Origin of the sequence: Paenibacillus sp. FSL L8-0436, assembly GCF_038593025.1 — a bacterium.
Lineage (GTDB): Bacteria > Bacillota > Bacilli > Paenibacillales > Paenibacillaceae > Paenibacillus_AQ.
In genome coordinates this window covers 1,134,137-1,158,441 of sequence record NZ_CP151955.1, presented here as the reverse complement: position 1 = coordinate 1,158,441, position 24,305 = coordinate 1,134,137, and the positions used below count along the sequence as shown (strand labels likewise).

Annotated in this window: 18 protein-coding genes and 1 riboswitch; of the genes, 3 read left to right on the top strand and 15 right to left on the bottom strand. The window is 50.8% G+C overall.

Annotated elements, in window-relative coordinates:
* Nucleotides 1–13: 13 nt before the first annotated feature.
* Together NSS79_RS05320 and galU are read right to left on the bottom strand one after the other, a co-directional pair.
* Nucleotides 14–709: a sugar transferase gene (locus tag NSS79_RS05320; RefSeq protein ID WP_342438554.1), complete on the bottom strand. Its 696-nt coding sequence runs from the start codon at nucleotides 707–709 to the stop codon at nucleotides 14–16.
* Between the two features lie 3 nt (nucleotides 710–712).
* Complete coding sequence (galU, locus tag NSS79_RS05315; RefSeq protein ID WP_076109987.1) at nucleotides 713–1,615, bottom strand: UTP--glucose-1-phosphate uridylyltransferase GalU; 903 nt, start codon at nucleotides 1,613–1,615, stop codon at nucleotides 713–715.
* Nucleotides 1,616–2,325: 710 nt separating this feature from the next.
* Here galU and NSS79_RS05310 point away from each other — a divergent pair.
* The 3 genes from NSS79_RS05310 to NSS79_RS05300 all read left to right on the top strand — a co-directional run bounded on the left by NSS79_RS05310 (nucleotide 2,326) and on the right by NSS79_RS05300 (nucleotide 4,424).
* Complete coding sequence (locus NSS79_RS05310; RefSeq protein ID WP_342438553.1) at nucleotides 2,326–3,408, top strand: right-handed parallel beta-helix repeat-containing protein; 1,083 nt, start codon at nucleotides 2,326–2,328, stop codon at nucleotides 3,406–3,408.
* 177 nt (nucleotides 3,409–3,585) lie between these two features.
* The gene (locus tag NSS79_RS05305; protein ID WP_342438552.1) at nucleotides 3,586–3,954 is read left to right on the top strand and encodes a helix-turn-helix transcriptional regulator; all 369 of its coding nucleotides are present in this window, start codon (nucleotides 3,586–3,588) and stop codon (nucleotides 3,952–3,954) included.
* A 284-nt stretch (nucleotides 3,955–4,238) separates the two neighbouring features.
* On the top strand, nucleotides 4,239–4,424 hold the full coding sequence (locus tag NSS79_RS05300; RefSeq protein ID WP_038586524.1) for a hypothetical protein: 186 nt from the start codon (nucleotides 4,239–4,241) through the stop codon (nucleotides 4,422–4,424).
* A 65-nt stretch (nucleotides 4,425–4,489) separates the two neighbouring features.
* Here the strand turns inward: NSS79_RS05300 and NSS79_RS05295 are convergent, their stop codons facing one another.
* The 13 genes from NSS79_RS05295 to NSS79_RS05235 all read right to left on the bottom strand — a co-directional run bounded on the left by NSS79_RS05295 (nucleotide 4,490) and on the right by NSS79_RS05235 (nucleotide 24,305).
* Nucleotides 4,490–7,036, bottom strand: coding sequence for a discoidin domain-containing protein (locus tag NSS79_RS05295; protein ID WP_342438551.1), 2,547 nt, complete (start codon nucleotides 7,034–7,036; stop codon nucleotides 4,490–4,492).
* A gap of 198 nt (nucleotides 7,037–7,234) precedes the next feature.
* Nucleotides 7,235–8,749, bottom strand: a complete 1,515-nt coding sequence (locus NSS79_RS05290) for a glycosyl hydrolase (protein ID WP_342438550.1) — start codon at nucleotides 8,747–8,749, stop codon at nucleotides 7,235–7,237.
* A gap of 208 nt (nucleotides 8,750–8,957) precedes the next feature.
* Nucleotides 8,958–11,345: a PA14 domain-containing protein gene (locus NSS79_RS05285; protein ID WP_342438549.1), complete on the bottom strand. Its 2,388-nt coding sequence runs from the start codon at nucleotides 11,343–11,345 to the stop codon at nucleotides 8,958–8,960.
* A gap of 12 nt (nucleotides 11,346–11,357) precedes the next feature.
* Nucleotides 11,358–11,438, bottom strand: a riboswitch (cyclic di-GMP riboswitch).
* A gap of 137 nt (nucleotides 11,439–11,575) precedes the next feature.
* Nucleotides 11,576–12,949, bottom strand: a complete 1,374-nt coding sequence (locus tag NSS79_RS05280; protein ID WP_341090052.1) for a sugar phosphate nucleotidyltransferase — start codon at nucleotides 12,947–12,949, stop codon at nucleotides 11,576–11,578.
* Nucleotides 12,950–13,352: 403 nt separating this feature from the next.
* On the bottom strand, nucleotides 13,353–14,693 hold the full coding sequence (locus NSS79_RS05275; protein WP_038586516.1) for a UDP-glucose/GDP-mannose dehydrogenase family protein: 1,341 nt from the start codon (nucleotides 14,691–14,693) through the stop codon (nucleotides 13,353–13,355).
* Nucleotides 14,694–14,697: 4 nt separating this feature from the next.
* A complete protein-coding gene (locus NSS79_RS05270) occupies nucleotides 14,698–15,798 on the bottom strand; it encodes a glycosyltransferase (protein ID WP_038586514.1) in 1,101 nt (366 codons plus the stop codon).
* Between the two features lie 98 nt (nucleotides 15,799–15,896).
* Nucleotides 15,897–17,036: a glycosyltransferase family 4 protein gene (locus tag NSS79_RS05265; RefSeq protein WP_038586511.1), complete on the bottom strand. Its 1,140-nt coding sequence runs from the start codon at nucleotides 17,034–17,036 to the stop codon at nucleotides 15,897–15,899.
* Nucleotides 17,030–18,223 (bottom strand): glycosyltransferase family 4 protein, encoded by a 1,194-nt coding sequence (locus NSS79_RS05260; protein ID WP_038586508.1) that lies wholly within the window; start codon nucleotides 18,221–18,223, stop codon nucleotides 17,030–17,032. The genes NSS79_RS05265 and NSS79_RS05260 overlap by 7 nt, the downstream gene beginning before the upstream one ends.
* The gene (locus NSS79_RS05255; protein WP_038586505.1) at nucleotides 18,210–19,064 is read right to left on the bottom strand and encodes a glycosyltransferase family 2 protein; all 855 of its coding nucleotides are present in this window, start codon (nucleotides 19,062–19,064) and stop codon (nucleotides 18,210–18,212) included. The genes NSS79_RS05260 and NSS79_RS05255 overlap by 14 nt, the downstream gene beginning before the upstream one ends.
* Before the next feature lie 233 nt (nucleotides 19,065–19,297).
* The gene (locus tag NSS79_RS05250; RefSeq protein WP_342438548.1) at nucleotides 19,298–20,683 is read right to left on the bottom strand and encodes an oligosaccharide flippase family protein; all 1,386 of its coding nucleotides are present in this window, start codon (nucleotides 20,681–20,683) and stop codon (nucleotides 19,298–19,300) included.
* Nucleotides 20,649–22,079 (bottom strand): O-antigen ligase family protein, encoded by a 1,431-nt coding sequence (locus tag NSS79_RS05245; RefSeq protein ID WP_331281767.1) that lies wholly within the window; start codon nucleotides 22,077–22,079, stop codon nucleotides 20,649–20,651. The genes NSS79_RS05250 and NSS79_RS05245 overlap by 35 nt, the downstream gene beginning before the upstream one ends.
* 109 nt (nucleotides 22,080–22,188) lie before the next feature.
* Nucleotides 22,189–22,962 carry a WecB/TagA/CpsF family glycosyltransferase gene (locus NSS79_RS05240; RefSeq protein ID WP_038586496.1) on the bottom strand — a complete coding sequence of 258 codons (774 nt, stop codon included), beginning with the start codon at nucleotides 22,960–22,962 and terminating at the stop codon, nucleotides 22,189–22,191.
* Nucleotides 22,959–24,305 carry an O-antigen ligase family protein gene (locus tag NSS79_RS05235; RefSeq protein ID WP_038586493.1) on the bottom strand — a complete coding sequence of 449 codons (1,347 nt, stop codon included), beginning with the start codon at nucleotides 24,303–24,305 and terminating at the stop codon, nucleotides 22,959–22,961. Before NSS79_RS05235 ends, NSS79_RS05240 begins: the two co-directional genes overlap by 4 nt.

Below are 24,305 nucleotides of genomic sequence, written 5' to 3'. Positions count from 1 at the left end.
CGTTATAAATGATTTAGAATGCATTTTTCGATCTCACCAGCTGCCAGGCCGTCATAAACATAATCTTGAGATCCAGACCCAGCGTTCTCTGCTCAATGTAGAGCAGATCGAGCTCCACCATTTGTTTAAAATTCAGTCCGCTCCGCCCGCTCACCTGCCAAAGCCCTGTACATCCCGGTGTGACCGATAGACGAAGCCTGTCGTATTCCGAGTACTTCTCCACTTCGCGTGGAAGCGACGGCCTTGGGCCGACAAGCGACATATCACCCTTAAGCACATTTACCAGCTGGGGAAGCTCATCAATGCTTGTTCTGCGGATAAATCTGCCTACCCGGGTCACCCGCGGATCATTTCTCATTTTGAACATGGGGCCGCTCATTTCATTTTGGTTCAACAGGTTCGGCAGAAGCGCTTCCGCATCGGCAATCATCGAGCGGAATTTGTAAATCCGGAACAAACGCCCCGCCTTCCCGACCCTGGTTTGCCCGAAAAATACGGAGCCGCGGGGATCTTCCAGCTTGATAACCAGCGCAAGAATAAGGAAAAGGGGAGACAGCACAAGGAGTGCCGCCGCAGATGCCGCAATGTCAAAGACCCGTTTATTAAATAGATATAATGTCTCCGGCTTGCCTCCGGCACGACGTACTGCCGGATAGTACCTTTTAGCATACAGGGCCGTTTCCTCTTCTCTTTGACTGGAAGGTATCATCTATTATTCACCTCTTGACTTTGCATACGTACTGGTGTGTTCTCTATCCACAATTTCCCCGAGAGCACTTAACAGTTCATGCCTCAGATCCTGTCTTCTCAAGGCAAAATCAATCGTCGTCAGAATAAACCCGAGCTTCTCGCCCACATCGTACCGTACTCCCTGGAAGTCATAGGCATATACGCCCTGCTCCGTATTGAGCCTTTGAATGGCATCCGTTAACTGAATTTCACCGCCTGCTCCGGTCTCCTGGCTTTCCAGGAAATCAAAGATGTCCGGTGTAAGCACATACCGTCCCATAATCGCCAGATTGGAAGGCGCCTGGCCTAGAGCCGGCTTTTCCACAAAACGGTCCACCTCGTACAGCCGCCCTCTGGCCCGCAGCGGATCTACAATACCGTAACGGTTCGTTTGATCGGCAGGTACCGTCTGGACGCCAATGACTGATCTCCCAAGGCTTTCATACTGTTCAATCAGCTGTCTGGTGCACGGAACGTCGCTTTGCACAATATCGTCTCCCAGCAGCACGGCAAACGGCTCATCTCCAATAAAGTTGCGCGCACACCATACGGCATGCCCCAGCCCCTTGGCTTCCTTCTGCCGGATATAGTGAAGAGTCACCTGGGAGGAACGCCGCACCTCTTCCAGCAGCTCCAGCTTCCCTTTCTCAAACAAGGTATGCTCAAGCTCAAACGCGATATCGAAATGATCCTCTATGGCGCGTTTTCCTTTTCCGGTAACGATGATAATGTCCTCAATGCCCGCAGCAATCGCCTCTTCCACAATATATTGAATGGTCGGCTTGTCTACGATCGGAAGCATTTCCTTCGGCATTGCTTTGGTAGCGGGAAGAAACCTGGTTCCAAGCCCAGCTGCTGGAATAATAGCCTTTCTTACCTTTTTCATCCCGAACACATCCCTTGTTTCTTTATTGACGAACTGAATTCTTGCAATAAGCGGGCATTTAACCCTTCCTCACGTCACACCCTTGACGATTAACGTCTAAGGTATCAGCACCCACAGCATGACCGAGTGTCTCCAGTGATATAGGTACAGGAGGCATTACCTTTGATCCTGCGAAAAATGCAGGCAATGATCTACGGAATCTCAGCGTTTGTCCGCTGTTGCTGCCGCACCAACAGTTGGCGGGGCACATATGCTAATGAAGGTTGACGTCTGCCGCTCTAAAGAGGACTGGCCTCCCTCTCATGGTTCTCATCGAGAATAAATGTTTAATAATTTAAATAAAGTTATTCATATCGCGACCAAGTAACTAAAAAAAATATTCCTTGCCTAATCTCTATCAAGTGGAAACGGCTTTGCCGTCCTTTTTAAGGACGGTACCGTTTCAGCGAGAAATAGAAGGATAAGTTATCGTGTGAAACATATAAATTCTTATATTTTTAAAAGACGCTTATCCCATTTCCTCTCATGTTCCCTTTCATTCTTCACATATTCTGACATCGAATGATTATCGCCATATATTATTCATTAGGAGTATTTGTCAAAATTATTATATTCATTTAGAATAACTTTGTAAACAATTAATGTTTTCTTTTCAGGAAAAAAAGTTTTTCAAAGTTACTCATAAACCATTTCATTAAGGAGAGGGATTCATGATGCGCTGGAAAATAGCTTTGCCCCTGGTTGCCGTCCTTACTGCAGCTCTGGCTGTGGGACTCATTTGGAATAAGGCTCCGGAAAAAGCCTGGAGCAGCGATACGGGCGCAGGAAGTGTTCAGGATTTTGCCATTCCGATGTTCAAGGTGAAGGATTACGGGGCCGTAGGGAACGGAGTCACTAATGATACGGAGAGTATCGCCAAGGCTGTAAAGGCTGCGCAGGATTCGGGGGGCGGCACGGTTTATTTCGACAGAGGGACTTATCTAATCAACTCTATTCATGTCCCTGAAAATATATCCATTCTAGGTGCAGGCAGAAGCGATGCTACCTTGATCCGCAATGATAACAAGGATGAAGCCGCCCTGCGCCTGCTCGGCAAACAGAGTGTTCAAGGCATCGGGATTAAAGCCCGCATTGGCATTATGCCGAACGGGGACGACATCAACATTATTGACGTCAGATTCGAATGCAGCGTTCAAGGGATTCAGAATGCGGTAACAGTCAACCGGCTAACTGTATTTAACAGCCTGTTCGAAAATTCCGGCTATGGCATTCTGTCGAATATAAATCCGAGCTACGAGGTTAAGATCCTGAATACCCGGTTTGTGAATATCAAAGGTGACGGGATTGAAATCAATGCCCCAAGCCGTGACTGGGTCATCGAGAACTGTGTATTTGATACCAACACCAGCCCTTCCCGCTGGGCGGGATTTGGAGTAGGCGTTGCCTTGTCCGCAAAAGACATTGTCATCAAAAACTCCAGCTTTATTCATATCCGGGGACAAGGTGTTCATGTTGAAGATTATGCGGAGGTAACGATTGTCAATTCAATCTTTAAGAACAACGGCTCTGCCAATTATACCGGTGATCCCAAAGCGGATATCGCGGTATTGTCGAATGCAAAGGTGAAAGTGTACAACAGCAAATTCATGGCCTCTACCGTTGGATACAGCAAAGTGGCTATCTATAATACTGACTTACCTGTGGGGGGAACAATCACCGTATACAATTCCACGTTCCAGAGCAAAACCGTAAACAAACAGGTGACCACTGTTAATTCTATATTTCTCCCTTGAAAATAGAACACTCGTAAAGTACCGGGGGATGTGCGGGGGAGTTTCCCAAGCGGTTTGACAGTTGGAAAAGCGATGGATGTTCGTTCAGTTATGTTTATGGTATAATATCCAAAAATGATTCAATACGAATTACGCCTATATCCAATCATGTTGGAACCCGCAATTGGAGGCATGCAGATGTTTGCTAAACGGTTGAAACAGCTACGAAAAACAAGAAAATTCTCCATGCAGGAGGTTGCTGAAGCGGTTGGCGTCGCCAAAAGTACGTATGCCGGGTATGAATCCGGATACCGTCAGCCTACCCTTGAAAATACTCAACTGATTGCCAAGAAGCTTCACACTACCTCAGATTATCTCATCGGCCTTACCGATAACCCCGACCCCATGGAAATCACGAACAATGCCAGAGAGATCCTTAACCAGCATCAGCTGCATTGGGACGGTGTTCCTTTGGAAGAGCAGGATTTAGAGCTTGTGCGCATGCTGCTGGAGCGGGTAGTTCAGAACAGGGCGGCCGCCGGTTCTGGCGACAATGATCAACAATGAATCAATATCCATTATAATCACGGCGGTTCCGCTAGTTAAGGGAGCTGTCGTGATTATTTTTTATTCCTGCTCCTCTTGCAATTCTTATGTATACTTCTCTAGTCTGCTGAATACATTTCAACATATTCCTCTGCAGCCTAGTCAAAAACGAGTAAAATGAGTCAAAAGTACTTAAAATATTAGTTTTATCACCGACACATAGTGACATTCTTTTTTTTGAATTAGTAGTAAAGTAGGCTTACATGAATTACCTAATTTTAGATATTCGCGGAGGAGCTTAGTTGATGAGATTAGAATTTTCTATTCGCAGCTTGCTAAACCAGTTAGGAATGAAGCACGAAGGCACAATTGACCTAAAAGAAAGCTTCCACGCGCTGTATAAACACGGACATATCTCCGAAAGTGAATTCATAAATCTTTGCCGCAATTTCGATAAGAACGGAACAGGGCAGTCCTCGGTTTCTTTATAAATTTCTTATAACTTCATGCCCTCATCAGTTCTCTTAAAAATGCGGCCAGCCCAATCCCAACATCTCTATTCTCTTGAAAAAATCTGCAGCTCCTGAATGGACCAGTAATTTCCTCCCGAGCTGGTCTGCAGAATCTTGATGTACCGCGCATTCACCTTGGCAAACTCAATCTTGGTCTTCTCCAGCTTCCCTTTTCCGGAAGCTATGCGCTTCCAATTGCTGGCGTCATCCGATACATAAAGCTCATATCCCCGTGGATAATCATAAGAAGATAATGTGTAATCCATTTCCACCGCTTCTATACTATGTTCCTTCCCGAGATCTACCTGCAAATACTCTCCGGAGGCTTGATGTTTACCTGTATCCCAGCGTGTGCGACGGTCTCCGTCAATCGCATTTCCGGGATAGGACGCCTCGGTATTGACATTGGAGGATACCTTCCACTGCGAACGGTCCAAAGGAACCAGTCCTGTTGCTGTAATCTGTGTCTTCTCCGACATGACGCTGGAACTAGGCACCCTAACCGCGTACGTATATAATGTTCCTTCCTGCAGCTTGCTGTCGGTGTATTCCGTATCCTTTATCCCCGTTGCGATAACCTTCAGGTCTGTGCCTGAGCCGTCGGCCCGGAGCACTTCATAGCTTGCTCCAGGGGCCTCCAGCCAGTTCAATTTTACGGACAAACCTTTGACTGCAGCAGCTCTAAAGCTCTGCGGTGCAGCATCCGCCACCTCGGAGGATGGCTGCAGGATATATTGCACCGCTTCGCCCGGAGCTAAGGTCTCGGTAAACTCCAGTACAGGTGTAGCGCTTTTGCCGGATACATAGCTGCGTGCCGCCTCGTATGAATCACCGCTGCCGAACCGTTCACCTTCATACACGGTTTTCTTCGGCATATTTACTTTCACATGAACCGTCTGCGGTGTATCCTCAAAGTTGACGAAATTGACCAGCACCTTGTTGGAGGTGGCTTTGCTTCCGGGTTGAGGCTCAAGTGTTGAGGTATCAACAGCACGTACATATAGCAGCTTGTCGGCTAGATCATCCTTATTGATAATTTCATAACTTAACGGGGCTCCGTGGGTAGCATAAGTCAGGCTGAGCCTTCTCATAATGCTGACCCGGGAATCCTCGCCTTCTTTGGTATAGTAGATCTCTGTTTTGGCCGGATCATGCTCTTCCAGATTGAATCCATACTTGAACAGACTGAAATTCTTGAAGAAGGCGGCATGCTGGATGAACATATCCGCGTAGCCGATATGACCGCGCATAATCCGGTCGAAGACCGCCGATGTCCGTTCAGCCGCCCCGTATTGGTAGGCATCTACATGTGTGTCTGAAGTGCCGAACTCCGTCGTCAGCATTTTTTTGCCGAGGCCGTCCGCAGTTCCGCCAAAGGTTTTCAGATTCTCGGTAAAGCTTCCTCCATGGCTGAAAATATAGGATTCGCCATAAGAGTGTCCATTCGTTAAATCCGTCACTTCCTCCAGCTCGTTGCGTTGCTCCGAATCACGTTCCCAACCGTCCGGATCGCCGCACTGTTTAAGCGTGCCTTTCTGGTTGCCGCAGGAATCCGCACTATAACTCGGCCAATAGGCCCAACCCGGTGCCACAGTTTGCAGATGGGGAGCTATAGTTTTGCCCTTCTCGTTCAGCCAGTTGGCAATCGCCAGGTTCACTGCCTTCGAACGATTGAACAGGCCGGGTTCATTGTCCACCTCATAATATTGGAAGTACGGGCTGTACTTCCGGAAATAATCAGTCAGTTTCTTCTCGGCGTCATCCGGCAGTGAGCCATCCGCCTTAAGCTTAATATCACCGGTATATAAATACAGCGCAACGGCCTGCATGTTGTAATCCTTGAGCACCTTGTAGTACTCCTCCATATTCGAACAGGAGCGGCCGACATCGCTGGCACAGCTGGTGCGCATAATATTGCCGCTGTAAGCTACTCCAAGCCATTTCATAATATAAGGCAGATGCGTAACTGCACCTTCGTCAAAATAAAATTGCTTATTGTTCACCATGGTGCCCGTCAGTGTGTAGCTGCCATGAATCGGCTCCTTGATTGGAGCATTCAGCGACTCCAGACTAAGGTCATCCCAGGTCCACCAGTTGTACTTATCCTCCAAATCGGAGGAATAGATCCCGCGGGCTGCCTGCAGCTTTAGTTCGTTGGTTCCAGCCACCAGCTGCTCTTTCGGGATATATAGCTCATACGTTTTGCGGAACGTATATTTGCTGTCTGTACCGGCAACACCTGCAATCTGGATAATCCCCGACAGCTGCCGGTTGGAGAATACGCTCATTTGCGGAACGGATTTATAGGCATCTATGATGCTTACGCGAAATAAGACCCCGTTGACCGGGATCTTATCCAGCTTATACATAATCCTCAGCTCAGGATTAGTGTCGCCTCTAAGACCGGAGGGCACACTTTGGAGCTCCGCAGTCTTGGCCGAAACGGAGGCAACCTTAAATGCCTCCTTAGCGGCTGAAGAGCCGGCAGCCGCAAATTCACCGGCTGTTCCGTCGTGCTTGCCCAGTTGCCACAGCACAGTTCCGTCCGGCAATGCGGGTCCTGCATCTTTCGCTGCGGACAATTTGGACATGTCAACCTCCACCTCAGCCCTCTTCGTCCCGTCATCTCCGAAGATAGAAACAGACAATAGAAACAAGAGGGTTAAAGCTGCGAATTTTAACAGTAGATGTAGAGGTTTATTCTTGTTCTTCTTAGTTCTAGTCCTCATTCCTTGTCCTCGCTTTCTTCCGGGGTGCCTGCCTCACAATGACTTATTGCTTTCATTTCATTATTTGGAAGTCAACGCGCCTTTGGGAATAACCGCCTGCTTCTGGCTTGGGCTCTTCCACATAAGGCGAATACTGGCATCTCCACTGTTCTCGTAATATTCAACCTTGATGTCGTACGAGCTTCCCGCTTCCAGGACTATGCTTCCTTCACGGCTGACACCACTTTGCTTCTTCCAGCTGTCGATGACCAGTTTGCCGTCGATCCATACACGTACCCCGTCATCCGAGGAGGTTATGAAAGTATATTTCTCATTGTAAACCGGCTTGATTTTGCCGCTCCAGCGCACCGAGAAGGCATCCTCGCCAATTCCTGAAGACGGTGAATCTCCATGCCAGTTGAAGTCGATCTTATTGTCGTTGCGGACCAGGACGGCTTTGCCCGACAGCTCCATATTGTTGAAATATTCTCCCGTTAATCCGGTTCGCGATACCGGGGCCGGGTTATTGTTTTTACCGACCAGCGTTAATTTATAATCATCCCGCGACACGGTATAATCATCGCTCATAAAGTTCTTAATCTGTTCGAGGTTATTTTTCTCGGTCAGCATTTTCCCCCATGTCATGGTATATACCCATTTACTCTGCGTTCGGGACAATATGAGCGGGTCTGGCAGTTCTCCGCTTTCACCGATCCCGATCGGCTTGCCGTCGGCCAGCTTCAGCAGCTTCTCATAATAAGACTGTCTATAGTCATTGTTATAAATATCCGCCGCCAGAACGTCAACCTTCCCGGCACCGGGATAATATGGCTCATAGCCATCCGACCACTCATTAGGCGCATTCGGATTCCATACCCACAGGAGGTTGTCCAGCTTGTGAACATTCACCAGACGGTTATACATAATATCCCAAAGTTCGGTGAAGTTGTCCTTCTGCCCCCACCAGAACCAGTTGCCGTTCATCTCATGATAAGGGCGCCATAACACAGGCACTCCCGCATCGCGCAGGTCTCCCAAATATTCGGCTACATCATCAAGCTCAGCAATCAGGTTCTTATACTGCGGGGTGCCCGGCGTAACATAAGCATCAAAATCCTCTTGGCTCAGGCTCATATGCACATTAGCCCATTCCGGGGAGGTGCCCGGCAAATTCTGATGGAAGGTCATCGCCACAATTCCGCCGCCCTGGTGCCATTTGATCGCACTCTTCACGACATTCTGGCGCTGCTTCACGATGGTGCCCTCCGGCTGGTTGTTAATCGCTCCCAGCTCATAACCATGCAATACGGCATATTGTCCGCTTGCATGCTTCAGCTTATTGTTGAATTCATCCGGGGTCTCCAAATAGTCATGCTGCCCGGATATCATTCCCTTGCCTCCAAGATCAACCAGATAGCTGAGCAGATCGGCAGCCTCCTCGGAAGCTGAGGGATTGATGGGAGTGATGGCAGCAGCAGGTGTAACTATCGTCCGGGGAACCGGAAGACTCCTCGCTTCTGACCAGGGCAGCAGGGAAAATATTAATATAAGAGGTAAAATCGTATTAAACAGGCGGTACTTGCGGTAAGTGTTCAAATCGTAATCTCCTTTCTCCAGCGAAATGCCGCCACGGCACACAGGATGCGTTCCCTATGCAGGTTCATACATCCCGAGGCCAAATGGGGGCTATAGCTTAGTAGCCCTGCTGATAAGCAGGGCCACTAAGAGTGGACTTTAGGAATTATAATTGTAACGTCTTAACCAGCACCCGCCGGTGAATACAGAAGCTAACCAGTCGCTCTGCTTAGGAAGCGGAAGGAAGAAACAGGGCGCTAGCAGGAACAGTACCCTTCACTTGGCTTGGGCTTTCCCACATTAGACGCGCTCTGGCATCCCCTTGATTCTCGTAATACTCCACTTTAATATCATATAGCTGCCCGGCATTCAGGCTGATGCTTCCCATGCGTTCGGTTCCACTCTGTTTCATCCAGCTGTCAATCACAAGACTGTCATTGACCCAAACGCGGATGCCGTCATCTGAAGTAGTATAGATTGTGTACATTTCACTGTAGAGCGGCTTAATCTTGCCGCTCCAGCGTACGGAGAAGAAATCGATGCCGATTGCAGGATCCGGGGTGCCTAGACGCCAATTGAAATCAAGAATGGCGTCGTTACGTACAAGTGCCGGAGTGCCTGACAGCAGCATATTATTGAAATATTCTGCTTTTAGCCCATTCTCAGCAGGTGCTGCTGTCGGTGTTGATGCTGGCGTAGATACCGGTGTTGGTGCTGCTGGCGTCGGTGCTGCTGTTGGCACCGGTGTTGGCGTTGCTGCTGGCGTCGGTGCTGCTGTTGGCACCGGTGTTGGCGCAGATGTCCGTGTTGCTGTTGGCACCGGTGTTGGTGTTGCTGTCAGCGCAGGTGTCGGCGTTGCTGTTGCTGTTGGCACCGGTGTTGGTGCAAGCGTCGGTGTTGCTGTTGCTGTTGCTGTTGCTGTTGCGGCTGGTGCTGCTGTCGCCGCTAAAACCGGTTTTGCAACCAGGCTGAGTGTACTGTCCAATTCTGTCTGGCTGGCAGCAGCTGCCCCGGCATTCACAAACAATGCGCTGGCCGGAACCGTCCCTTTGACTTGGCTTTGACTTTGCCACATTAAGCGGATATTCGCATCGCCGGCATTCTCGTAATACTCGACCTTGATGTCGTACAACTGACCGCCTGTTAAAGCGATGCTTCCGGTACGCTCGGCTCCGCTCTGTTTCATCCAGCTGTCAATGACAGCTTTACCGTTAATATAAACGCGGATACCGTCATCCGAAGTGGTAAAAAACTGATAAGTCTCACTATACGTTGGCTTGATTTGACCGGTCCAGCGGACGGAGAAGGAATCTATACCGATTGAAGGATCCGGCGAACCCTGGCGCCAGTTAAAGTTAAGCAATGCATCATTGCGCACCAAGGCGGGCGTACCGGAAAGCGTCATGTTTTTGAAGTACTCTCCCTTAAGTCCGCTCACCACAGGCGCTTCCACTGAATCATTAGAGTCAGGCGTTGGCATTGCCGTCGGCTTCGGCGTTGGTGTCGCCGTTGGTGTTGCCGTTGCTGTCGGCGTTGGTGTTGCTGTCGGTGTTGGCGCAGCGGCTGGTGCACTCCAACTCTTATATTTATTCCGGGTCAGTGTATAGCTATCATTCATGAAACTCTTAATCGTAGTTGTGCTGTTTTTCTCATAGAGCATTTTTCCCCAGTTCATCATAAAAACGAAATTTTTCTGGGAGAGCTTCAGTTTGGCCGTGCTGGGCATCTCACCGTTTTCACCAATACCTATCGGTTTACCGGCAGCCAGACTAAGCAAACTGTCATAATACTTATTCATATAGTCGTTATCATATATATCTGCTGCAAGAACATCCACTTTGCTTGCGCCCGGATAGGTCAGCGCATAAGGATCAGACCAGGCATTCGGTGCATTGGGGTTCCATACCCACAACAGATTGTTTAATTGATGAACGTTCACGAAACGGTCATACATAATATTCCACAGTTCAGCAAAATTACTTTTCTTCCCCCACCAGAACCAGTCGCCGTTCATTTCATGATAAGGTCTCCAAAGTACAGGAACGCCTGCATCCCGCAAGCTTTTGAGCGACACCGCCACTTTATCCAGATCCGTGATCAGGCTGGCGTATTCTGCCGTGCCCGGCGTTACATACTTGTTAAATTCCTCTTGTTTGAGCGGCTTCTGCACATTGGACCAGAGGTAGGCAGTCCCGGGCAGATTCTGATGAAAGGTCATTACGACAATGCCGCCGTTCTTGTACCAGTTGATCGCGCTGTTCATCACATTCTTGCGCTGCGATGCAGCTGTACTCTCCGACTGGCCGCTAATTACGCCAAGCTCATATCCGTGAAGAGCAGCATATTCTCCGCTTGTTCCCTTCAACTTGTTGCTGAATTCATCCGGGCTCTCCAAATAATCGTGCTGTCCAGAGATAATCCCTTTTCCGGTAATGGAATAGAGGTTACTAAGCAGCTTGACAGCTTCGGCTGAAGCGTCCGGATTAACCGGCACTGCTGTGCTTGATGAGGCTTCTGCGGTTGAAGGCGACAGCCCAAATCCTAAAGGCACAGCGGTTAACAATACGGCAAGAGACAGCAAGGCGGACAGCAGACGAGACTTACGGTAAGTTTTCAAAATGATCTTCCTTTCGGTAGCCAGGCTGCCACTCTTGCGAAGGCCCTATGGCTTTGCGTCCCTATCTTTCGATTAGGTTTGCCTTTGTCGTTTTGGAAGGATTTATCCCTCTTACCGTAAGTATCGTCCCTATGAAGTTTTTATTTAGAGCATTAATAAAAATAAATTAATAAATGGTTCTAAATACCTGTTTTGGATCTGTAAAAATTGGTTAAATAGATTATTTAGGCCTAAGAGATAAACTGTTGCAAAGCTATATCTTCCCAATCCAAGGTGATGCGGATGTTATCCTCTTCCACCAGTTCCGAACCGGTCTGTACCTCGATAAACTCTACATCCGTCAGCGCAAGGATCGCATGTTTGGTGCCTTCCGGTATACGCACCACATCTCCTGCCTTCACATTATGCATCTTCTCATTAATCACAATGCTTGCTTCACCGCTGACAAATGTCCAGATTTCACTGCGTTTATGGTGCAGCTGGTAACTGATATTTTTACCCTCTTCGATAAAAATCCGTTTGGTCAGCACTTCATTTCCCTCATCGTATTTCACATAATCTATGACCTTATAATGGCCCCAGCGGCGTTCTTCGTACATCGGTCTTTGTTCAAAAGACTTCAGCACTTCCTTGATTCTCGGACTCTCCGCTTTATGGGTAACCAAAATCCCGTCCGGGCTGGCAGCGATAATCAGATCCTTCGCGCCGATCACCGTAATCGGAATATCCAGCTCATTAATCAGGCAAGTGCCTTCGGAATCGGCCGTCACGAACCCTTTGCCCACGTGGTTGCTGTTCATTTCTTCGGTCAGCGTGTTCCAGGTGCCCAAATCCTTCCAGAATCCGGCATAAGGCTGAACAACGATTTTCTCCTCTTTTTCCACCACTTCGTAATCAAAGCTGATGGAAGCAAGCAGTTTGTACTGCTTCTGCAGTTCCTCGTAGTTCAGCGGCAATCCTTTGCGCTGCAGAATATCAAGCAGATAACCCAGACGGAACGCGAACACGCCGCAGTTCCAGAGGGCATTCCGGCTGATCAGTTCCTCGGCCTGCTCACGGTCAGGTTTCTCCTGGAAGTGGCTTACCTGCAGATAGCCGCTTGCTCCCGCCTCAGCGCTGGTAGGAATGATATATCCGTATTTTTCTGAAGCATGCTCGGGTACTACACCCATCAGCGCCAGGTTCGCTCCGCTCTCCTGCATCGTTTGCTCAAGCTGCACAACTGTATCGAAGAAGGCGGCTTCCACATAAGGATCGACCGGCAGGATGGCCACGGTCTCGCTTGGCGAAACGCCTTCCATGGAATACAGGTAGGCTGCTGTCAGGGCAATCGCCGGAAACGTATCGCGGCGTTCCGGCTCAACGATGATGGGCACCTCGCTGCCAAGCTGGCTCTGAATCATTTCCACCTGGCTGCGGCCGGTAGCCAGATAAGCCGAACCCGACATATTAGCTTCCTCCAGCTGCCGCCATACCCGTTGCACCATGGATTCCGGTTCACCCGTCGGACTCTCAAGTACCTTCAGAAATTGCTTCGAACGTGAATCGTTAGACAATGGCCAGAGACGTTTACCTGAACCGCCTGATAGAAGTACCAGTTTCATATGGAACCCTCCTCATTATGTGTTGACGCGAAAATATCGGATTGTTATTGGTTGCTTCAAACGTGAAAAGCATAAGACTTAGCTGTTATGAGAGTCACTGCAAGGAATGTTTGGACTTTCGGCCGCTGTTGTCTGCAGATTTCTTGATTTATACCGCTGTTCACGGTGGAAATCCGCAGACTGCATAGGCTTCCGAAGCGAGCTTTCCTGCGGAAAGCTTTCAGGCGGACGCATTCGCTCCTACAGTTCCAAAATTCCTCTCCGTACCTGCCAACAGCCTAACTATTCGCTTCACCCGCAGGCGAAGCACCCTGCTAAAAGATCCGGCATCGCCGCTTGTTTGGCGGCAGGTAAGAGCGAAGTGCTTTACAGAGCTGGGAACTTAGCAGAGCAAGCTTGAGGCTTAGATCGCACCAGCCACGCTGGCCGAATACCCGCTCAGTCCGCCCATTTGCGGGCGTCCGACGGAATGGTACTCCAGGCCGGTGCCTTCGATCTGCTCCTTGGAGTAGACGTTGCGGCCGTCGATCAGAACCTGGCGGCGCATACTGCCCGCCAAGCGATGCAGGTCGATATCCTTGAACTGGCTCCAGTCGGTCAGCAGGCATACGGCATCGCTGCCTTCTGCCGCCTCTTCCGGCAGGCCGCACCAGCGGAGCTGCGGATGATCGTATTGCATTTTGAAGTTATCGGCGGCAATCGGATCATATAGCTTCACTGTAGCTCCCTCCGCTACCAGCGCTTCGACGATTTCCCGGGCAGGTGCCTCGCGTACATCATCGGTATTCGGCTTGAAGGCCAACCCCCAAATTCCGATAACCGCGCCGCGCAGGCTGCCTAGCGACTCATGAAGTTTGGAAATAATCATAAACCGCTGTCCTTTATTCACCTCAACCACCGATTTCAGCAGCTTGAACTCATAGTCTACGTTACCTGCGATCTGGATCAGCGCATTGGTATCTTTCGGGAAACAGGAGCCTCCATAACCAATTCCGGCCTGCAGGAAGCTTGAGCCGATTCTCCGGTCCATCCCCATGCCTTCTGCCACTTCGGTTACATCAGCTCCCACTTTTTCACAAATATTGGCAATCTCGTTGATAAAAGAGATTTTGGTTGCCAGGAAAGCGTTCGATGCATATTTGATCATTTCCGCACTGCGGATATCCGTTACGAAGATATTTTCAGTGAAGCCTTGATGAAGCTGGCGCATCGTTGGCTCCAAAAGCGGATTGTCCAGACCAATCACAATCCGGTCAGGATGAAGCGTATCGCGGATCGCCGAGCCTTCACGCAGGAATTCGGGAGCGGAGACGATATCGAAGGGATGATTCGTGTGGGAAGCAATCAGATTGCGGATTTTTTCATTTGTGCCAACCGGGACGGTCGACTTGGTCATGATGATTTTGTAGCCTTCCATCGCTTGCGCAATTTCTGTGGCTGCTCCCTCGATATACGTTAAATCTGCTTCGCCGCCCGGCAGGGAAGGCGTTCCTACAGCGAGGATGACGATATCAGAAAGGCGCACCGATTCCTGCAGATCCGCCGAAAAGGATAATCTGCCCTCACGGAGATTCATTTCGATCAGCGCCTCAATACCCGGCTCATAGATGGGGGATTCCATCCGGTTCAATTTATTGATTTTCTCCTCATCCTTATCGACACAGATGACATGATTCCCGTTAAGTGTAAAACATACGCCAGATACAAGACCGACATAGCCGGTACCGATTACTGCCAGCTTCATATAATCATCCTCCTTTAAGAAAATTAACGTAGGCCTGTTCCACATACTGCTTGAACTGAACCATAAACGTCTGTTCATCGAATTTATGCGCATGCCCCATAATCTTGCTGATGTCCCACGCATAGGACTCCACTTCGTGGATAGCCTTCAGCAGATCATCCACTTCCTGATTCTGAAAGAATACGCCATTGACATAAGGGACTATGGTATCCAGCGCCCCTCCGGCCTGATAAGCAATGACCGGTCTTCCTGCGGCATTCGCCTCCAGGGGCGTAATTCCGAAATCTTCTTCTCCCGGAAAAATAAACGCCCGGCATTTCGACATTAGGCCCGTGACCTCTTCATCCTCCAGCCGGCCCAGAAAAGTGACATTATCTTTGGCCATTCCTTCCAGACGCTTACGGTCCGGCCCGTCGCCGACGATATAGAGCTTAAGGCCATTCCGGCTAAAAGCCTCCACTGCCAGGTCGATCCGTTTGTAGGATACAAGCCGGGAGACGATCAGGTAATAGTCGCCGATAGAGCTGGAACTGGTGAAGCGGGCTGTATTGATCGGCGGGAAGATCACATCGGCATCCCTATGGTAATAGTTCTGAATCCGCGTCTTCACTACGGAAGAGTTAGCCACGAACTGGTTAACATTTTTGGATGTCCGCTGATCCCAGGTCTTGAGCCGCTGCATATAGACCTTGAGCAGTCTTTTGAACAGTCCGGAATTCGATTGCCGCTCCATGTACGTGTCATAATCCCAGGCAAAGCGCATTGGCGTATGACAGTAGCATAGATGAAACGTGGATTCGGGAACCTTTATGCTTTTCATAAAAGCACTGCTGGAGCTCAGGACGATATCGTACCCGCTAAAGTCCAAATCACGAATGGCCATCGGATAAAGCGGCAATACCCCTTTAAAATTGGCCTTCACTCCCGGGATCTTCTGCAGCCAGGAGGCCCGGATATCCGCATCTTTGAGGTTGTCGGTCAGGCGGCTTCCGTTAAAAACCGTCGTGAAGATCGGAGCCTCCGGATACATGTGGTGAAAGACCTCCACCACTCTTTCCGCTCCGCCCATTTGGATTAAGTAATCGTGCGCTATCGCAATTTTCATGTAAATCATCCTCAAAGTTTTATGGAGCAGCATCATCAAGTAGTGAATGCATGGAAGGAACGGTGCCCTTAAGCTTTAGCATTGTCCGGAAAAACAGCTCAGGTTGCGGCGAGCAATCCTTTGTAATAAGCGACGATGTCCTTGACCGTATTCTCGATGACAAAATGCTCTTTTACCCGCTTCATTCCACTTTCCGCCATCCTTCTTCGCTCTTCGGGATGGTTCAGCATCCAGGTGATGGAATCTGCAAGTACGACTGGGTCTCCAGGCTGGATCAGCAGTCCCGTTACACCGGGAACCACAATCTCTACCGGGCCGCCTTCATTGGAGGCGATTACCGGCAGTCCAGCCGCCATGCCTTCGACAATAACCTGGCCGAATGGCTCGGGGGTAATCGAAGTGTGAATCAGCAAATCAGCAGTTTTCATAAGGCCTTGTATGTCATCCACATGACCCAGCAGTTTGACGTTGGTAAGCCCATCCTGCTGCATCTTCTGAATTAATTCCTGTTTATATTCCTCTTCCCCGAACAAGGCATCACCGGCCAGCCAGAACTGGACACGGCTGTCATCCTTGAACGCTTTGGCAGCCTCCAGCACGATATGCTGGCCTTTCCAGTGCGCCAGCCGGCCCACCAGCAGGACGTTGAAATCCTTCTGGTCCCGTCTGCCGATGCTTTCGCCGATTGCTTTGGCAAAAGCGGAGTAGACCACCAGTGTCTTCTTCGAGCGCGGCAGCTCCAGCGCATTCAGCGTGGAATGGGAATTGGCAATCACGCCATTGGGAAGCAGGCGTGACAGCAGCCGGATCGCCTTGGCGACAACCGGCTTCAGGTACGGGGCACCGATATGGTCCCGGATATGCCAGATCAGCGGCACTCCCGCTTTCTTCGCGGCAACTGCACCGTAGAAGGCGGATTTCAGGGAGTTGGTGTGCACACAATCCACCTTTTCCTGTTTGAGCAGCGGCGCCAGCTTGCGGCCGTAAGCCAGCAGCTTGAACGCCGCAGCCGGAGCGCCTAGATTGACGGCATTTCTGCCGCGGCTACGGATGCTCTCATCAAGCGGGATGATGCGGACGTCGATGCCTTTTTCCCGCAGACGTTCAGCCAGCGCCCCTTCTTCGGCCAGGATGACCAGCGGCTGAATCTCTTTGCCGATGTTGGTGAGAATGTTGAACAGCGCAACCTCTCCTCCGCTCCACTTGGCGGTGTGATCAATATAAGCAACTTTTAGCATCCTGCAGCCACACCCTTTCCCAATGTTTGAAGGAATACCGATTCCACTTGATCGCCCACATGCTGCCAGGTGTATTTCTCCAGCACATGGTTTCTGCATTCGTCACGACCGGGAAGCAGCTTGCGGTTGCTGAGCATATGAATCATACCCTCCGCCATATCATCACTGGTCGAACCCTTGAACAGCAGCTCCGGACGGAACCCCTGCAGAATCTCTTTATTGCCTCCGACCGGAGTAGCCATAACCGGAAGACCGGAAGCCAGTGCTTCAACGGTAATAAGTCCAAAGCCCTCGAGTGCCTGTGAAGGAACCACGAACATGTCAGCAGCCTGGTAGTAGGAGGCCAGTTCATGATCGGGAATGTAGCCAAGCAGCCTGACTTTGTTACTGAGACCATAATCGGAGATTTTTTCTTCCAGCTCTCCGCGCAGCGGACCTTTGCCTCCGATCAGCAGAATCGCGTTCGGAAACCGCTCGGATACCTGCTTCCAGGCTTCCAAAAGCTGCAGCAGCCCCATCCGGTTCATCAGCCGCCGGACTGTCAGTACCGTCGTTGCTCCCTCCGGCAAATTCAGCGTCCGGCGGACAGCCAGCCGGTTGCTGGCAGGGATGAACCGCTCCACATTGGCTGCACCCGGGATCACGATGATTTTGTGCAGCGGCACACCATGCAAACTGTGCAGCATGTCGCGGAAATACTCGCTAAGTACAATGAACTGGTCGGCCAGCTTGTAGGCCTTGCGTTCAATAGATTTGGCAATCGTTGTTTTGACCCGGTGTTTAATGCCCTGGCCTTCGATCTTCATCTCTTCATTCCATGGGCCATGAAAAGTCATGACCACCGGAATCCCCCGCTTCTTCGCTTCCATCGCCGGCCCAACGCCGTAGGGTGCGAAGTGGGTATATAGAATATCAATGCGCCCGCTCCCGCTGCCCATCAAATCTGCAGCTTTACGCTGAAAGGCATCCTTACGCTTCCAGATCGTTTCCTTGGGATCACCGGCGTTATGAATAATCAGTTCCTTCGAGGTGGACGGCGTCTCCTGACTGCAGATCAGCGCATGCACCTGGTTGCGTGAGGAGAGCTGCTCGCAAACGGATTTAAAATAAGTGTTAAGCCCGCCGGGCTGTAACGAAGGCCAACTGAGGCCTGTCGTCATAATGTTTAATCCGTCACTGTACGGCATAGCTTCTCTCCCCTTTCTTTTCCTTCTCGGCCTGTCCCTGTGCATTGTGCTGGGCCAGCTTGCCGGAGCTGTTCAATTCGTAATGCTTGAAGCCGACCATGAATTCATACATCACCCAAAATACGGATACCGCGAACCCTGCAATGCCTTTCTTGAACAAACCATGCAGAAAATATTTCTGCAGGAACCGTGCCGGCGGCCGCAGCAGCAGATTTCTCAGCTTAAACGGCTTGCCGCTCGCATAAGCGCTCTGCGCTTCCAGGTCGGTGTATTTATTAAACCGGGTTACATGGTCATTGATGCTGCGGAAGCCCTGATGCCAGAGCGTTCCGTTCAAGCGAACCGTCCGTTCCTCCAACACCTCGGGCATTTCATGCACCAGGGAGTTGCGGATGCCGTACTCCTTGCGGTTGTACAGCCGCACCAGATATTCGCCCTTATCCAGCCATCTGCCCAGAAAATCACCGATCCGGTATAGCGAGTAAGCTACGCCCCGGTCCGTCAGCGCCGGCTTGCGCTCAAGAATATCCTTGGCCAGCTCATCGCTGACCACTTCATCGGTATCAATCAGGAAGACCCAATCATGGACGGCGCGTTCCACTCCGAATTCTCTTTGCTTCGCGTATCCGGGCCATGGGTTGACGTATACCCGGCAATCCAGGCTTTCGGCCAATTGCACCGTCCCGTCTTTGCTTCCTCCGTCGATTACAACCACCTCGTCGGCGAAAAGTCGGCAGGATTGAATTGCTTTGGATATTCGAATTTCGTCATCCTGAGCAATGATGACAGCAGATATCGGGTAACTCCCCGGGCCGCCAAGCACGCTTGTCACTGAATCCATGAAGGTTTCCTCCTTTGCTTTGATGGTCCGGTGGTTGTCGTCATTACGAGAAATGTTTGGGCTTCCGATCGCTGTTGTTCTCTGATTTCTATTATTGAACCGCCAGCTGCGGTTGAAATCAGAGAACAAAGGCGAACGCTAACGCTTCTACAGCTCCAAACTTTCTCTCCATTCCTCTCACACCGTCCCTTGTTTATTTAGCAGCTAAGCAGCTCGCATCGTACCTCTGCTCTCTAACTGCTCGTATCCGCGGGTTTTTTATGAATATAGGAATTCATCGTCGTCTTCATCCACTTAATGTCGTCCCCGTTGATCAGCAGCCGCGGCAGCTTGACCTTCAGGTTGTATTTAATATTGAGAATAATGAACAAGAACCGCAGTACAGCCGATGACAACATCGCCACCCCTGCTCCGAACAATCCGAACTTCGGCACCAGCAGGAAGAGCATCGGGATCACCAGCATCAAGCCCACTCCCTGAAGAATGGATACGAATTTCGGTTTGCCGAGCGCCATAAAGACCTGAGCCAGAATCAGTGTGCCTCCGCTGATCGTAACTTCCAGCAGCAGCAGGCGGAATACGGTCAGCGCCGTATTGAAATCCTTCCCGTACAGCAACGGAATAACGAAGGGGGCCACCAGCATCAGGAACACCGCGCCGAGCAGGGTGCAGGTCGTACTGATCCGGAATGCTTTGAAGGTGAGGGCGATCGCCTCCTCCTTCGAGAGCTCAGAGGCCTTTGGAAAAAGCACCACGGTAATCGAGTTTGAGAAGAAGTTGACCATCCGCGACAAGCTCACTGCTACTGCATACAGTCCCAAATCGGCTGGCCGCAGCAGACCGGCAATAATGATCTGGTCAATATAGCCGGAGAATTGGCCGAGCAGGTCATTTCCGTAAGAGCCGAGGCCATACGTGAATAATCTTTTGAAATTCAGGTATGCGTCCTTCAGCTTCACCCTGTAGGTGCGGAGCAGCAAGAATGTCATTCCGATAAACAGCGGTACGGATGGAACCAAGTAAGCCAGTGCCGTAGTAAATGGATTCATATGATCCGTGAGGATCAGAATGCCAATGGCCGCCAGCGTCAGCAGAGGAACCAGATAACGCATCCAGTTAAAGGTCTTGTAATCCCCTCTGAACTGAAATGCAGCGTTGTTAATCTGCGAGATCACAATCAGCGGACACAGGATCATCGACCATTGAGCAAAAACCACCACCTCCGGACTGAAGGAATCCAGCCAGTAGGGAAGGACAAAGATTCCCACTGTCATGGCCACCATGCCAAACCCAAGGCCGATCATCAGCGCCACCCGGTAGAGCACCCCGGCCTCATCCGGATTCTTCTTGGCGTTGTAGATCAGCGCCGAGGGAATACCGAAGCTCATACTGAACGCCAGAAACTGGGACCAGTTCACCATAGCTGTCTGTTCCCCGCGGCCTGTCGGCCCGAGATAGCGGGCAGTCAGCACACCCGTCAGCATGTTAACCAGCAGAATCAGCACGCTGACAAACATGGTTTTTACGGCTGCCGAGCTGTTATCCTTGCTCTTCGTGAATTTCTTGAGCGAGGACCAGACTGTGCTAGTGGGAAGTGATTTCGCGTTCAACTGCTGCATGTGGTGTTCCCTTCTTTCTGCTCTCAATAATCTCTTTGGCGCTTAGCCCAAGGCCGATCAGCATCCATATCAGATATCCCTTGAGTCCGGGGAATCCGTTGTCAGACACCAGGCTGACTACCGCCCCCATCCATGCTGCCAGCGATAGCCGGGCATAGGGCTGAAGACTGTCCTTGCTGGTGACTCTGACCACAATCTGTTTAATGACGGCCCCAAGTGCGCCGAAGAAGAATAAGGCGCCCAGTACTCCAAAGGTAAGCAGCAGTGCGATAACGCCGTTGTCCATGTTGCCGTACTCTCCAAGCTCCCCGCCGTTGCCAATCTTTGTTCCCTGGCCTACGCTGCCGATTCCCTGGCCAACCGGATTAGCGGCTACCATCGGCAGCATGTTCTGCCATAAGCTGAGCCGTTCATTATAGGAGTGGTCTTCCTGCACGGAGGTAAGTGTCTCCATGCGGGCCACCAGCCCCTCTGCTCCCGGCAGCTTAGGAACGATCCAGATCAGCGCTACGGCGACAAATCCCAGCTGAAGCAGGGTTTTCCACTTCCCTTTGGAGGGAGAAGAGGCGATGTACACCAGCAGCATAACGAGCAGGACCAGCCAGGCGGAACGCACCAGCGTGGTCAGCAGACAGACCACAACGAGCAGGACACCGATCCAGCGCAGCGTGCCTTGCCATCTTTTCTCCAGAATCATCGGGACGAGGGCGAATACCAGGAAGGTCGCCGCCGGTCCGGGAGAATTCAGAGTAGAAAAGACGCGGATTTCCAACGGATACGGTGTTCCGATGGACATCATATCCGCATTCCTCATCCAGAAAGCGTCCCAGGGAGGAACCGTCAGATATTGGATGATGCCGTAGATCGCCACCAGGACTGCAATATTGGCAAAAGCGTACAGCAGCCGGTCAATATCCTTAGGCTTGAAACGTGTTACCGCGAAGAACGGAATCAGCAGCAGCGGTACGATGTAGTTAGCCAAATCGTATACCGAGCCTATGCCGTTCTTCGCCAGACCGATCAATGCGCCATAGGCCAACGCTACCGAGAACAGCAGAATAATCCGCGTGGAGGATTTCCGGATTCTGTGGATTTCCTTCAGCACCGGAATCGCAAGTGTTGCTCCCGTCAGCAGAGGCGCCAGGCTGAGCAGGGATACCGAGTGGTATACCCCTTCGTACCAGTCGGCGATACGCCGCAGCTCCGGGGCCACCGCCCAGATCAGCAGAGTATAGGCGATCAGGTGTTTCGGCTTCAGCAGCGCCAGCAGGAAGGCGGGGAATAGAATTCCTGCCAGAATGACCCCCTGCAGACTGCTGGAAGAGCTGAGCTTCGCACTGGCGAAGCCGATCAGCAGCGGAAGCCCCAGGCACATAGCGCAGATCAGCGTCATCATGACGCCTGACTTCACCGAAGTGAGGGATGGCAATGTCCGGTTGCTTTCATTCTGGCTCATCATCTTCATTTCCCCACCTCCGCCCTACGGCCATCCAAATTTCGTATGTTTACTCAAATCTTCCGCCCTTGATCTTATCCCGCTTGCGCAGCTCTTTAAGCAGCAGGACCAGGAACTGGGCATCATCAACAAGATATCTTTTCCACAGGCGCCCCGGTTCCTGGCTCAGACGCCAGAACCATTCAAGCCCTGTTTTCTGCATAAAGTCCGGCGCCCGTTTGACGGAGCCTGAGAGGAAATCAAACGTCGCTCCCACGCCGATGGAAATCGGCGCCCGGTAAGAGGTGTAATGCCGGTAGATCCATTTCTCCTGCTTCGGTGCGCCCACACCGACGAATACAATATCCGGCTGGGTTTCCGTCAGCATTTGGATAATACGCTGATTCTCTTCCTCGTTGTGCTCAAAACCGTAGGAGGGAGAATAACAGCCGACAATGTTCATGCCGGGATAAGCCGCCTTTAAATTCTTTGTCGCCCGCTCTGGCACACCTTCCGCCGAGCCCAGAAAGAACAGCCGGTACTTTCTTTGCTCGAAGGCGTCACCCAGGCGGCTGAAGAGATCTGATCCGGAGACCTTCTGCTTCAGCGGCTTGCCCAGCATCTTCGAAGCCCAGATCAGCGGCATTCCATCCGCCACTACGGCACCTGCTTCGGAATACACCGCCCTAAACTCTTTGTCCTTGCGAAGCTTGATCACATGATCGACATTGCAGGTCAGGATGTAGGATTGATTCCTTTCCTTAATGGTCTTGTCGATGTATTCAAGCAGATCCATGAAATCGTAGTTATCGAAATTGACATCGAACATATTCACTTGGTTCATCGTATCACTTCTTTTTGTGGGGAATCGGTTGGCTGTGAAGATCGATACAGGCAGTTCAGGTACCAACAGAACGGAATAATAGATTGGACCGTCGACAGCGTGTTGTCGGAAAAAGAATAAATTAGGAACGCTGCAATAAAGAGCAGATAGTAAGGTTTGACCGGCGGTGCCAAAGCTCTGTAAACCAGAAGAAACACAGCCAATAAGGAAAGCAACAGCAGGATGGCGCCGACATATCCTCCATCGAAATAAAACCGGATGTACTCGTTGTGCGGAACCACAAAGCCTTTATACAGCGACCCGTCATTGGCTACAGTCACTGCGCCGAGTCCTCTGCCCGCAAGGGGCGAATCCTCCGCTTTGTGCAGGAAATATTCCCAGGCCTCCGCCCGTCCCGACAAATCAACACCCGTTTCGGTCGTCCGTTCGAAGGAGCGCTTCTTGATGTTGTCCAGCTGCAGATAGACAGCCGAGACAATCAGGAGAAACGAGCACAGCAGCGGAATCAGATATTGCGTTCTCCCCTTTAAGTACTGACGGGAAATGTCGTAAAAATAGTAGAGAACCATCAAAACCAGGGCTAATATCGGTCCCCGCGTCCCTGTTCCGATCAGGATTAGAAAGTTCAGCGCCAGCACGGTGTAGAAAAACTTGATATGCTGCGGGCTCCGTTTCACCTCAATAAATGCGATGCCCACTCCCATAAAAGCCAGCATAGCCAGATGCGCTGGAATGTTCGCCCCCTGTATCCGTATAGCGCCCGTGAACTCGATATCGAGAAATGAATGGATATGAGCCGCCTGCAGCACCACTCCAGCCAGCACGCTGACCAGCGGCAGCAAAGTGATGATGCGGATTTGCTTCTCAGCCACTTCTTTCTTCCAGTTGATCAGGAGAAACACGAAGGGAAGCGACAGACCGATAAAGGCTTTTATGGCAATGGATGAGCTCATCTCCGGTAGCCAGATCGAGAAGCCAAAGGTGATGAACACCAGTGCTACCATGGCCCAGAGCGGAGGACTGAGACGGAACTTCAGGCCGTTGACCAGAATGCAAGGCACCAGAAGCATCAGGATAACCAGCTTATAGAGGGAAAGAATTTCAATCCCGAACATGCTGCCGTTATACAAGAAGTTAATGGAGATCGCCGTCGTCAACAGAACGAAATAACTGATCAGTTCAGGACGAGAGAGAGAGACAACCAGCAATATAATCAGGAGTACGGCAGCTACCGCAATTGCCGGCTGGTAAATGACCGCTGTTCCGAGGAACAGGGCAGACACCAGGTAGAGCATTCCGTATGGCAAAGCGTTGATTTTTGAGCCCCACCCAAAATTAGTCAT